We start from the raw sequence: 12,544 nt of genomic DNA, 5'->3' as shown, positions 1-12,544 counted from the left end.
GGCCGGGCCGCCCGGGTGGCGGCCCGAGTCTGGTGCGCTACACTGCCTCCTGATCGGGCATCGATGCGAAGCCGCCCGATCCAGTCACACAAAGCCGGGGTTACACCCCGTTCCCAGTAAAGGAGTCCAGGCACACCATGACGCAACAACCCTTTGACGGCCCGAGCACGATTTCCAATTCCGGCCTGATCCCGATGGTGATCGAGCAGACGGCTCGTGGTGAGCGCTCGTTCGACATTTATTCCCGTCTGTTGAAAGAGCGCGTCATCTTCATGGTTGGTCCCGTTGAGGATCATATGGCCAACCTGATCGTCGCTCAGCTGCTCTTCCTGGAGTCCGAAAACCCGGACAAGGACATCCACCTCTACATCAACAGCCCGGGGGGCTCTGTGTCCGCCGGTATGTCCATTTACGACACCATGCAGTTCGTCAAGCCGGACGTCGCGACGCTTTGCGTCGGACAGGCGGCAAGCATGGGGGCGTTCCTGCTGGCGGGTGGTGCTGAGGGTAAACGTGCCTGTCTGCCGCACTCGCGTGTCATGATCCATCAGCCTCTGGGTGGCTACCAGGGTCAGGCGACGGACATCGAAATCCACACCCGTGAGATTCTCAAGACCCGTGAAACCCTGAACAAGCTGCTGGCAAAGCACACCGGGCAGGATGTGGAGACCATCGGCCAGGACACGGAGCGTGACAATTTCATGGATCCGGAGCAGGCGAAAGAATACGGTCTGGTGGATGCCGTACTTGATAAACGCGCTTCGAATACATAATACTGATTTTGTACGACGCGGCTCAGCGGCGGCGTATTCAGCGCTGCACAGTCAGTCGGTCGAAGTGCTGTGGGGGCCGTAGAGCGGCCCTGATCGTTGAACCCGGGCCCGTCGCAGTCCTGTTTGCCATCAGGGACGGGTTTTGGGATACGCCGTTACCGGTACGGCCGGGCGATACCACGCATAGCCAAAGACAGAGGTAGATCAATGGCAGATGAGAGAAACGGCAGAGGCGACGATAGCGGTAAGTTGCTCTACTGCTCGTTTTGTGGAAAGAGCCAGCATGAAGTCCGAAAGCTCATTGCAGGGCCCTCGGTGTTCATCTGCGACGAGTGCGTCGATCTGTGCAACGACATTATCCGGGAGGAAATCCAGGAGACGGTCGAGGAAGAGCAGAGTGATCGGCTGCCCACGCCTGCAGAAATCCGGGATACCCTCAACGAGTATGTGATCGGACAGGATGATGCCAAGGTCGTGCTGTCGGTAGCGGTCTATAACCACTACAAGCGCCTCCGCTATGGGGACACCAAGGCGGAAGTCGAGCTGGGCAAGAGCAACATCCTGATGATCGGCCCGACCGGTAGCGGCAAAACGCTGCTGGCCGAGACGCTGGCGCGCATGCTGAATGTGCCGTTCACGATCGCCGACGCCACCACGCTCACCGAAGCGGGTTACGTTGGTGAGGACGTTGAGAACATCATTCAGAAGCTTCTGCAGAAGTGCGACTACGATGTCGACAAGGCCCAGAAGGGCATCGTCTATATCGACGAAATCGACAAGGTGTCGCGCAAGTCGGACAACCCGTCCATTACCCGGGACGTATCCGGCGAGGGCGTGCAGCAGGCGCTGCTGAAGCTGATCGAGGGTACCACCGCGTCCGTGCCTCCGCAGGGTGGTCGCAAGCATCCCCAGCAGGAATTCCTGCAGGTGGACACCGGCAACATCCTGTTCATCTGTGGTGGCGCGTTCTCCGGGCTCGACAAGGTCATTCGCGAGCGGTCCGAGCGCAGCAGTATTGGCTTCTCGGCGTCCGTTGTCAGCGAAGAAGATCGCAAGAGTACGGCGGAAGTGGTCCGGGACGTTGAAACAGAGGATCTGGTGAAGTACGGCCTGATCCCCGAATTCGTCGGTCGTCTGCCGGTTGTGGCGACGCTGAATGAACTGGACGAAGCCGCCCTGGTGGAAATCCTGACCCAGCCGAAGAACGCGCTCACCAAGCAATATCAGACGCTCTTCGATATGGAAGACGTGGAGCTGGATTTCCGGGAGGATGCGCTGCGCGCCGTGGCCCGCAAAGCCATGGAACGCAAAACGGGGGCACGTGGTTTGCGTTCCATTCTGGAATCCACGTTGCTGGATACCATGTACCAGATCCCGGGCGAACCGGACGTCACCAAGGTCGTTATTGACGAGAGCGTCATTGACGGTGAGTCTGAGCCGTTCAAGATTTACGCCAATAACGATCGTGCCAAGGCGGTGCCTGAGGATTGATCGTCATGGCCCATGGCGCCATTCGGGCGCCATGGGCTTCTCGCCTTTTCTGGCCCTGCCGGGCCATTGCATTCCGCTCTTTTTATCCCAATAGTGAAGGAAGCACATCGTGAACGTCGCCGAGGGCCTGAGGTCGTCCGGTGGCGAGACACGTTCAGTCTCCCTCCGTATCCGGTCGTCTGGCATGGTCGGATGCGTCAGTCAGAGGATGCTTTATGAGTCCGATATCCGAGTCTGCTGTGAAAGAATATCCCATGCTGCCGCTGCGGGATGTGGTTGTGTTCCCGCACATGGTGGTGCCGCTTTTTGTCGGCCGTGATAAGTCGATTCAGGCGCTGGAAGCGGCCATGGAAGGCAGCAAGGAGATCCTGCTGGTGGCCCAGCGGGACGCAGCGACGGACGACCCCGGGGCCAGGGACCTGTTCCAGATGGGCACGCTGGCGTCGGTTCTCCAGATGCTGCGCCTGCCGGATGGCACAGTGAAGGTGCTTGTCGAAGGCAGTGCCCGCGTCCGTGTGGAGTCCATTGCGGAAGAGGGCGAGTACCTGCTGGCTGAGGCAACGACCCTGGAAGGGGAGTCGTTGCCCGAACGGGAGGAAGAAGTACTGCTCAAGACCCTGTCGGATGAGTTCGAGAAGTTCGTCAAGCTGTCCAAGAAGGTACCGTCGGAGGTGACCAACTCGCTGTCCGGTATCGAGGAACTGGAGCGTCTGGCGGACACCATGGCGTCTCATCTCGACCTGAAAGTGCACGAGAAGCAGGAACTGCTTGAGATTCTCGATATCCGTGAGCGGGTGGAAGCGCTCATGGGGCGTCTGGACGGTGAAATCGATCTGATCGAAGTCGAGAAGCGAATCCGCGGCCGCGTGAAGAAACAGATGGAACGCAGTCAGCGGGAGTACTACCTGAACGAGCAGATGAAAGCCATCCAGAAGGAGATGGGTCAGCTCGGTGATGGCAGCAACGATTTTGAGGAGCTTGAGCAGAAGCTAGAAGAAGCCGGTCTGCCTGAAGAGGCCAAGAAGAAGACCGAGGAAGAGCTCAACAAGCTGAAGATGATGTCGCCAATGTCCGCCGAAGCAACGGTGGTCCGGGGCTATATCGACTGGATGCTGTCCATTCCCTGGAAGAAGCGCAGCCGGGTTCGACATAATCTCGACAAGGCACGCCAGATTCTGGATGAAGACCACTATGGCCTTGATGACGTCAAGAAGCGCATCCTTGAGTACCTCGCGGTACAGAGTCGCGTGCGCAAGATCAAAGGCCCTGTGCTATGTCTGGTCGGCCCCCCGGGGGTGGGCAAGACATCGCTGGGGCAGTCCATAGCCCGTGCCACAAACCGCAAATACACCCGGATGGCGCTGGGTGGCGTTCGTGACGAAGCAGAGATTCGCGGACACCGGAAGACCTATATCGGCGCCCTGCCAGGCAAGCTGATCCAGAAGCTCTCCAAGGTCGAGGTCAAGAACCCGCTGTTCCTGTTCGACGAGATCGACAAGATGGGCATGGATCACCGTGGCGATCCGGCCTCGGCATTGCTGGAGGTGTTGGACCCGGAGCAGAACCACACCTTTAACGATCATTACCTGGAAGTGGATTATGACCTGTCGGACGTGATGTTTGTCTGCACGTCCAACACCATGGACATCCCACCGGCCCTGCTGGACCGGATGGAAGTCATCCGCATCCCCGGCTACACCGAGGATGAAAAGGTCAATATTGCGCTTCAGCACCTGATCCCGAAGCAGCTCAAGGCCAACGGCCTGCGCAAGAACGAACTGACGATTCCGGAAGAGACGTTGCGGGACCTGATCCGTCATTACACGCGCGAAGCCGGTGTGCGGAGCCTGGAGCGTGAGATCGCCAAGATCTGCCGCAAGGTGGTGCGCGATCACGTCGAGGCCAACGACAAGTCGTCTGTCGAGCTCACCTCGGAGCTGCTCGAGCATTACGCGGGTGTCCGTCGCTTCAAGTACGGGCTGGCCGAAGAGCACAATCAGGTAGGACAGGTGACCGGCCTGGCCTGGACCCAGGTCGGCGGCGAACTGCTGACCATCGAGTGCGCGCTAACCAAGGGCAAGGGCAAGGTTGTGAAGACCGGCTCACTGGGTGACGTGATGCAGGAGTCCATCCAGGCCGCTCTAACCGTGGTACGCAGCCGGGCCGCTGGCCTGGGCATCGGGGACGATTTCTACGAGAAGCACGACGTGCACATCCATGTGCCGGAAGGTGCGACGCCGAAAGATGGTCCCAGTGCCGGCATCGGAATGTGTACAGGGCTGGTTTCGGCCCTGACGGACATTCCGGTCCGTGCCGATGTTGCGATGACCGGTGAGATCACCCTGCGTGGCCGTGTGCTCCCGATCGGCGGTCTGAAGGAGAAGCTGCTTGCGGCGCACCGGGGTGGCATCAAGACCGTCGTGATTCCTGAGGAAAATGAACGGGATCTCAAGGAGATACCGGACAATATCAAAGAGTCGTTGGAGATCCGTCCCGTGAGCTGGATTGATGAAGTCCTCGACATCGCACTGGCGTGGCAGCCCGAACCGTTGCCTACCGGTCTGGAGCAGGAAGCGTCCAGCCAGGCGGGTCGCGAAGAGGATGGTGACAACTCCGATCGCATTAAAACCCACTGAACGCGGGGGGATCGATTGACAGCCCAGAGAACCCGTTGGTATAACTGATCGCACTCTAAGCGGCCCATACCAAGGGTTTCCCGGGCGCCGTCCGTATTCCTGTCGATGCCGGAAGGAACGAAAGGAATAAAAAGACCGAGAATGGAATTCTCCCCGACCGTGTGCGATAGTCGGGAGGTTCCGAAGAAAAAGAAGCCAACCAACAACATCTTCAACCTGAAATCGAAGGGGTTTAGTGTGAACAAGTCCGAACTGATCGATGAAATCGCAGCGTCAGCAGATATCTCCAAGGCCGGTGCAGGTCGCGCCCTGGATGCCATGGTCGATTCCATCACCGGTGCGCTCAAGAAGGGCGACCAGGTGACCCTGATCGGGTTTGGTACCTTCTCCGTGAAGGAGCGGGCGGCACGTACGGGCCGTAACCCGCAGACTGGTCAGGAAATCAAGATTCCGGCCTCCAAAGTGCCGAACTTCAAGGCGGGCAAGGCGCTGAAAGACTCCGTCAAGTAAGCGGCTTGTCGCGGGCGGTATCCAGCCGGGTGCCGCCGGCGAAGGCTCCGCCAGGCGGTCCGGGTCGGTCTCCGGCCGGTAAGGCTCTCCGCCAGCCAGCCCGTAGGCACTCCCCGGACGAAAGAGGCGCATTCCATCCCGGATGCGCCTTTTTGCGTTTAGCGGCCGGTTCCCGCCCCGAACCGGTCAACCCGAGTTCAATAGAGTGACGGAACATGCTTCAAGATATCCGCAGCAATGCGCAGGGCACCATTGCCAAGATCATCGTCGTCCTGCTGGTCCTGGGTCTGTCCATGTTTGGTATGGACGCCATGATCAATGGGTTCAGCGGTGAGCCGACTGTCGCAACGGTCAATGGGAAGGACGTAACCGAGCGCAAGTTCCAGCGCTCCGTCCAGATGCAGCGCCAGCGTCAGCTTTCACAGATGGAGACTCCTGATCCCTCCCTGTTGGACGAGGACCGGATTCGTCAGACCGTGATGGATTCACTGATTCGTCAGGCGCTGCTTACCCAGGACGCGGCCGATCAGGGTTTCACGCTGTCTGCTCGTGACGTCGATGGTCTGATTACCTCCATGAGTCAGTTTCAGGTCGATGGGCAGTTCAGTCAGGAAGCGTTTACATCGCGCGTTCGTCAGATGGGGATGGGCGTCACCGAGTTCCGCCAGGCATTGCGGGACCAGTACCGCATCAATCAGATCCGCGCGGGCGTGATGAGCAGCTCCTTTGTGACGCCGGAGTCCGCCCGGTATGTCCTGCAGCTTCAGAGTCAGACACGGAACTTCCAGACGCTGGCGATCGACCAGTCTCGTGTTGTGGACACGGTCTCCGTGACAGAGGACGACATACAGACCTACTACGACAACAACCCGGACGCCTTCAAACAACCGGAACGGGTGGATGTGGCCTGGTTGACCCTCTCGGTCGAGGCGCTGGCAGAGAATGTGGAGGTCAGCGACGATGCCCTGCAGGATCGCTATGAGCAGCGTCTGTCGGAGTTGGAAGGGCAGCAGCAGCGTCGAGCCGCCCACATTCTTATCGAAAGCGGTGAGAATGCCGAAGACACCCTCCAGGAAGTGCAGTCGAAGCTGGAGAATGGCGAGGACTTCGGAGCGCTGGCCCGCGAGTATTCGGACGACCCGCTGTCTGCCGAAAAAGGAGGCGATCTTGGTTTCGCGGGCCGGGGTGTCTACGAGCCGGCGTTTGAAGACGCGCTCTATGACCTGGAGAAAGGCGAGATCTCTGAGCCGGTTGAGACCCGTTTCGGGTATCACCTGATCCGTCTGGATGCCGTTCGCGAAGCGGATAAGCCGAGCTTCGACGCGTTGCGTCCGGAGCTGAAGAAACAGATCGCCCGTGAGAAAGCCGGACGGCTTTTCTCCGAGAAGCGCTCCCGGCTGGCCGATGTGGCCTACGCGGAACCCAACCTGACGGTGCCTGCCGAGGAACTGGGGCTGGAGATCCAGACCCGGGATGGAATCAGCCGGGAAGGTGGCGACGCGCCGTTCGACCATCAGGGGCTGGTTCGTCAGTTGTACTCCGACGATGTGCTGAATGGCGACTTCAACACCGAAGTCATCGAAGTCAGTGATGGCAGGGCGGTGGTGGCGCGGGTTCGTGAGCACCACCCCGGTAAGACGCTCGCTCTGGATGCCGTGCGGGATCAGATCGAGACGACACTGCGCCAACGTGAAATCGCCGAGGCGCTGTCTGAAGAAGCCCGGAATGTCATTGAGCGGCTCCGTGGTGGTGAGGCTCCGGAAACGGTCGCCGCCGATCTGGGCATCGAATGGCGCCGTCACGAGGGTGTCGGACGCTCGGCTTCGGAACCCTCCCGTCGAGTGGTCAGCCAGGCCTTCCGCATGCCTCGCCCGGATCAGGGCCAGACCTTCGACTGGACCGGGGGACAGCAGCAGGCGGTGATCATCGGTCTGCAATCGGTACAGTCTGGGTCGGTGGAAGGCAGTGAATCCTCGCTGTCGTCGATTCGCCGATTCCTGTCGGCTCAAAGTGGCCAACAGGCCTACGCGGCGTATGTCGAGCAGCTCCGCGAGAAGGCAGAAATCGAGCGGAACTGATCCGGCTTGCCGCGGGCAGGGCTCTCCGGTGTGTCCTAAGCTGTGATAAGCACACACGGCGTCACACCGGAGGAGCCTCCCCTTGGACCATCTTGACTACCAGAAACGCCTCGCGGCCTCGCTGACCGAGCGAGAGCACGCCTTTCCCGACACCGAACTGGATCGTCGCCGGCACGCCCTGGACAGCGCCATGGCGCGAGCTGGACTGGACGCACTCCTGATTACCCAGCCTGCCGAGATCCATTATCTGACCGGCTACAACACCTTTGAAGTCTCGGTGCATACGGCACTGGCCTATCGACCGGGTGAGGCTGTTCTTCAGGTTCCGTCCATCGAAACCGGCCCGGCAGTGGCTATGGCGCGCTGCGACCGTATTCTCGGCTACCGATGGGAAGGGCCCGGCGAGATCCTGGATCCGCTGTCGGAGACCCTGGACGCCATGGGCCAGACCATCGGTCTTGATCTTGGCGGTGCCAGCCTGAGACCCCGGCTGGTGGATGGTCTCCGTGAACAGCTCGGGGCGGCCCGTATTGTTGACAGTCAGGGCATCCTGGCGCGGATCAGGCGGGTGAAGTCGGAAGCGGAAATCGATCTGTTGCGTCACAGTGCCCGAATGACCGAGAGCGGCATGGCCGCCGCTCGGGACGCGGTCCGTGCCGGAGGAACCGACAGTGAGGTGGCCGCTGAGGCCGCCCGCGCCATGCACGCGGCGGGCAGTGAGTTCATGAGCATGCAGCCGATCGTCGTGGCCGGCATGCGCAGCAGTATCATCCATACCAACCATCGCCGCCTGCTGATTGAAGCGGGTGATCCTGTTTTTATGGAAATGGGCGCGGCGTGCCAGCGTTATACAGCGCCCCAGATGCACACGGTGATCGCCGGTCAGCAAGGCCCGACGGACACCATGCGCCGTGTGGCCGACACCATCCGCACGGTTTATGAGACGTTGTGTCGGGCCATGGTGCCCGGGCGCTCATTTGACGATGCGGCGCGGGACGCGGAGGCCGTGTTCGCGCCACTGGCTGATGAAGCCTTCTTCTCCGGCGTCTACGGGTACACTGTCGGCGCCCAGTTTCCCCCGTCCTGGGTGGAGGGGAGCGGATTCATCGCCCGTGGTGAGCCGGATGTATTCGAGGCCGACATGGTGTTCCATCTGCCACTGTGTTTCCGTATTCCCGGTGCCTGGGGTATCGGCTTCAGTGAAACGGTCCGCGTCACGGTGGACGGTGCCGAGCCCCTGACCCACAACGACTGGCATCTTCGCGGCCAGGTGTTCTGACCCTGCGGTTGAACTGTGTCTCAATCCTCCAGGGCCGGGCCTCTTCTGCCCGTACAGATTTGAGGCACAGTTATCTTTCAGAGGCTTATCATTCCGGTATCTTACTGTAACGCGCTGTAACAGGCCGTACCCGGTTGTTGCCGGCGTCGTGCGATCCGTTCCGAACGAAAGGAAGCAGAAGTGCCATGATTCTCGTGCTGGCAGGGTCCCTCATGACATTCGCCATGGTCCAGGAAGCGACCGTGGAGGCGCCCCATGAGAAAGGCCATGTAATCATTGAGCAGAACGTTGACGACTCACCGGTTGAGCTGAGAAAGAGCGTGGCGGTGGAGCCGTTGGTGGCGCAGAAGTACCGGAACGTGGTTCGCCAGCAGTACGACTACAGTTGCGGTTCGGCAGCGCTGACAACGGTGCTCAATTTTTACCTGGGGCGCAGCCTCAATGAGCGTCAGGTCATGGAGGGGTTGCTCCACTACGGTGAAAGTGACCGGATCGTCCAGCGCCGCGCGTTTTCGATGCTGGACATGAAGCGGCTGGTGACGGCGCTTGGTTACCCCTCTGGCGGTTTCCGCGCGAACATTCAGGATCTCAAGGATCTGGACCATCCGGCCATCGTCCCCATCCAGCACGCCGGGTTCAAACACTTCGTGGTGCTTCGGGCGATTCAGGACGGTCGTGTGTTCCTGGCCGACCCCTCGGTTGGCAACATTTCATTTACGTTGTCCCAGTTCAAGAAGAAGTGGGATGACAACGTGCTGTTTATCGTGTTCCCGGGCAGTGAGAAGCCATTCGATGCGCTCGAGCTGCGGGAGGAAGACATGCGCTTTGTGGATGACCAGACCTTGCGTCTTCAGGCCATGCAGCGGGTGCCGGCCTTCCACGAGGCCGTCGAGAGGCGCATTCAGAACATGCTGGAGCGCCAGAAGAACAACCCGGACGGCAGCGCTGAGAACACCCGGAAACAACTCCATTATCGCCGTAATTGACGGTGCAGTATTCGGCCGATAACCGGATACGGAATCGCGGATCAAGGCAACTCCGACTACAAAAAAGAAGGAAGCTGGGATGAATCGTTGGTTAGTGCGAGGCGTGATCCTCCTGATGACAGCAGCCGGGGCGGTGCCGGCCCTGGCGCAGGACGACGCCAGTGTGGACGAGGCCCGGGAGGCCCTGGCGAAGCAGGAAGGCGACGAGGGGTCGGCGGAACAGCTGGAGGAGGTCTTCCAGTCTGCCGAGAAGAACTACTCCCTGCAGAAAGAGGGGTCACACGCGCTGACCTATTCGTTTGACTACTCCTACACCGGGGACCAACGGCTGGATCTGGAGATCGTCGATTCCTCGGTCCGTAACCTGGACGTGGTGCCGTCCGCCACGCACAACTTCACCAACTCCTTCTCCTATGACTACGGCCTGCTGAACAACGTGACCGTTGGTACCCGCATTCCGCTGGTGGTGAAGTTCGACACGCAGGACGAGCTTGAGATCTATGACGTGGGCGACATTGCCTTTACCGCGCGCTGGCAGCCCTTCGCCTATGTGCCCGGTGAAATGTCAACGACCCTGTTCGGTAGCCTGACGTCCAAGACGGGGGTCAGCCCATACGAGATTGACGTTAATCGTCAGCTATCGACGGGGAGCGGGTACTACAGCCTGTCCGGCGGGGCCAGCCTTTCCAAAGTACTGGACCCGGTCGTGGTCTATGGCTCCGTGAGCACCAGCTACAAGCTGCCGGAGAAGGACCTGCAGCAGGTTCGCGGCGCCCGGCTGCTCAATGAAGTGGATCCCGGATTCACCCTGTCGGGCTCCGGTGGTTTCTCCTATTCCCTGTCCTATGACATTTCCCTGAGCGCCTCCGTGCAGATCAGCTATACAGACGAGACGATCCTCAAGTTCAGTGATGGTTCTGAGGCAGTGGCGCAGGACCAGATGAGCGGTTTCCTCAGTTTTTCCCTGGGCACGCGCGTGACCGATACCACCATCGTCAACACCAGTCTGGGCATTGGCCTGACGGAGGATACCCCCGACTTCTCACTCGGGCTTTCTCTGCCGATCAATTTCTCCGGTTTGAAAGAGTGATCTCCACGCGCGCATTTTTCGGCTAGGAAGACGTCATGCCATTGTATCGACATGGACAACGGAACCGACACAGACAACGGCTACTCGGGGCCCTGGTGGCCGGTGCGCTTTCCTGTAACGCCCAGGCCCAGCTGACACAGAATCTGGCGATCCATCCCAAGGCTCTGGCATTGGGAAACGCCGTAACGGCTGATCCTCCCGGGGTGATGGCCGTGCATTACAACCCGGCGGGTCTGTCCAAACTGGACGGCCGACAGCTGGAAGTGAACCTGCTCGCCCTGTATCTGGATCTGGACGCGGATTTCATTGCGCCGCCAGGCTATGAAATTTTCGGTATCGACGGTCTCGAAGAGGACCCGGTGCGTGGTGGCCAGCGTGATCCGGTCGCCAACACGCACAGCCATACCAGCACCATCGCGCTGTATGTGCCGGGATTTGGCATCCAGAAGTTGCCGAATGGGCCGGCGATGGCCCCGTCCGCGGGGATCAGCATCAAGCCGCCCGGGTCGAAGCTGACCTTTGGTAATGCCTTCTATCTGCCCCAGGCAGGGGGGTGGTATCGGGACTCGGACGACCCCGGTCGCTTTCAGCCAAAGGCCACTGCGCTCCAGCGTACGACCTACCTGTCGCCAACGGTCGCCTACGAGGTGAATGACGAGTGGGCTGTCGGCGCCGGGATTCATCTGTCCCATCAGGGGATTGCCGCCGATCAGAACATGCGGGCGCCCAACATGCTGCTGGGCGTTGCCGAAGTACTACAGGATGCGTTCAACTGCCAGGACGGTGAAGAGCCCCTGGCGCCCTGGCTTCAGCTGTGCGGAGGCAACGTCGGGCCCTGGGACGAGATTGGCGCGTTCAACGTTGACGTTCAGGAGACGATCTCACCCACCTACAATCTGGGGGTGCTCTGGGAGCCCACGCCGTGGTTCCGCTGGGGGGCAAACTATACGTCCGAAGCGGATATGAACCTCAAGGGGCAGTTCGCCATCCAGTACACGGAGGACTGGTCCGGCTTCTGGCAGAGCGTGAACAGCTCCATTCTCGGGGCCATCGGGTCGGCGATCCTGAGTCTGCCGTCCGGCGCACCTCGCGAATCCGGCAACGTGAGCATGGACCTGACCTATCCGCAGCATTTTCAGACCGGGGTCAGTGTCAAGGCCTTCCCCTGGCTGACGCTGAATGCCGACCTGAGCTGGACAGACTGGGCCGAGTGGGAGTCCTTCACATTCCAGTTCGATCGCGAGCTGGAATTCCTCAATGCGGCGCGGATTCTCTCGCCGGACAACGCGACACCGACGTCACTGCGCCTGCCCCTGAACTTTGAGGACGAGTGGACCTGGGGCTTCGGGGCGGAATTGCATGTGTCATCACGCCTGGACCTGCGGGCCGGTGTTGAGCTCCGGGATTCGGTGATCCCGGACGATCAGCGCCAGCTGCTGGCACCGTTCGGCGATACCCATATGTACGGGATTGGCATGGGGTACCAGTGGGATAAGGACACGCACATTGACCTGAGCCTGAGCTATTTGCGGACCATCGAAACCATTCCCGCGGATACCAGTTGCAACATCAACTGTGACAATATAACCAACATCATCTACAACCCCTATGCCGGATTGGACGTCAAAACCGACCTGAGTGTTGTCTCGGCCGGGTTGAGCTTCCGGACCCGATTCTGATCGGCCATGCCCGATGATAGGG

9 protein-coding genes are annotated in these 12,544 nt (G+C 60.1%); all 9 read left to right on the top strand.

Going from position 1 to position 12,544, the window contains the following annotated elements:
- Positions 1-137: 137 nt before the first annotated feature.
- The 9 genes from clpP (at position 138) to C8D92_RS11465 (ending at position 12,522) form a co-directional block, all read left to right on the top strand.
- Positions 138-773 (top strand): ATP-dependent Clp endopeptidase proteolytic subunit ClpP, encoded by a 636-nt coding sequence (clpP, locus tag C8D92_RS11505; protein WP_095610219.1) that lies wholly within the window; start codon positions 138-140, stop codon positions 771-773.
- Between the two features lie 207 nt (positions 774-980).
- Positions 981-2,264, top strand: coding sequence for an ATP-dependent Clp protease ATP-binding subunit ClpX (gene clpX / locus C8D92_RS11500; protein WP_095610218.1), 1,284 nt, complete (start codon positions 981-983; stop codon positions 2,262-2,264).
- A gap of 215 nt (positions 2,265-2,479) precedes the next feature.
- On the top strand, positions 2,480-4,900 hold the full coding sequence (gene lon / locus C8D92_RS11495; RefSeq protein WP_095610217.1) for an endopeptidase La: 2,421 nt from the start codon (positions 2,480-2,482) through the stop codon (positions 4,898-4,900).
- Between the two features lie 105 nt (positions 4,901-5,005).
- On the top strand, positions 5,006-5,410 hold the full coding sequence (locus C8D92_RS11490) for an HU family DNA-binding protein (protein WP_322852811.1): 405 nt from the start codon (positions 5,006-5,008) through the stop codon (positions 5,408-5,410).
- 215 nt (positions 5,411-5,625) lie between these two features.
- Entirely contained in the window at positions 5,626-7,488 is a 1,863-nt protein-coding gene (locus C8D92_RS11485) for a SurA N-terminal domain-containing protein (RefSeq protein ID WP_095610216.1), read from the top strand.
- Positions 7,489-7,570: 82 nt separating this feature from the next.
- On the top strand, positions 7,571-8,767 hold the full coding sequence (locus tag C8D92_RS11480) for a M24 family metallopeptidase (protein WP_116919438.1): 1,197 nt from the start codon (positions 7,571-7,573) through the stop codon (positions 8,765-8,767).
- A 185-nt stretch (positions 8,768-8,952) separates the two neighbouring features.
- Positions 8,953-9,753, top strand: coding sequence for a C39 family peptidase (locus tag C8D92_RS11475; RefSeq protein WP_095610214.1), 801 nt, complete (start codon positions 8,953-8,955; stop codon positions 9,751-9,753).
- Between the two features lie 79 nt (positions 9,754-9,832).
- Positions 9,833-10,843, top strand: coding sequence for a flagellar protein FilC (locus tag C8D92_RS11470; RefSeq protein ID WP_095610213.1), 1,011 nt, complete (start codon positions 9,833-9,835; stop codon positions 10,841-10,843).
- A 35-nt stretch (positions 10,844-10,878) separates the two neighbouring features.
- Positions 10,879-12,522, top strand: coding sequence for an OmpP1/FadL family transporter (locus C8D92_RS11465; protein ID WP_095610212.1), 1,644 nt, complete (start codon positions 10,879-10,881; stop codon positions 12,520-12,522).
- Positions 12,523-12,544: the final 22 nt, after the last annotated feature.

This window comes from Tamilnaduibacter salinus, from assembly GCF_003096655.1.
GTDB classification, from domain to species: Bacteria; Pseudomonadota; Gammaproteobacteria; order Pseudomonadales; family Oleiphilaceae; genus Tamilnaduibacter; species Tamilnaduibacter salinus.
Note: the sequence above shows the minus strand (reverse complement) of the source record. Positions and strands in the feature narration are given on the sequence as shown.

Bases quoted from the DNA above. Each gene is read 5' to 3' on its own strand.
- clpP (WP_095610219.1), top strand. From the start codon at position 138: ATGACGCAACAACCCTTTGACGGCCCGAGCACGATTTCCAATTCCGGC.
- clpX (WP_095610218.1), top strand. From the start codon at position 981: ATGGCAGATGAGAGAAACGGCAGAGGCGACGATAGCGGTAAGTTGCTC.
- lon (WP_095610217.1), top strand. From the start codon at position 2,480: ATGAGTCCGATATCCGAGTCTGCTGTGAAAGAATATCCCATGCTGCCG.
- C8D92_RS11490 (WP_322852811.1), top strand. From the start codon at position 5,006: ATGCCGGAAGGAACGAAAGGAATAAAAAGACCGAGAATGGAATTCTCC.
- C8D92_RS11485 (WP_095610216.1), top strand. From the start codon at position 5,626: ATGCTTCAAGATATCCGCAGCAATGCGCAGGGCACCATTGCCAAGATC.
- C8D92_RS11475 (WP_095610214.1), top strand. From the start codon at position 8,953: ATGATTCTCGTGCTGGCAGGGTCCCTCATGACATTCGCCATGGTCCAG.
- C8D92_RS11470 (WP_095610213.1), top strand. From the start codon at position 9,833: ATGAATCGTTGGTTAGTGCGAGGCGTGATCCTCCTGATGACAGCAGCC.
- C8D92_RS11465 (WP_095610212.1), top strand. From the start codon at position 10,879: ATGCCATTGTATCGACATGGACAACGGAACCGACACAGACAACGGCTA.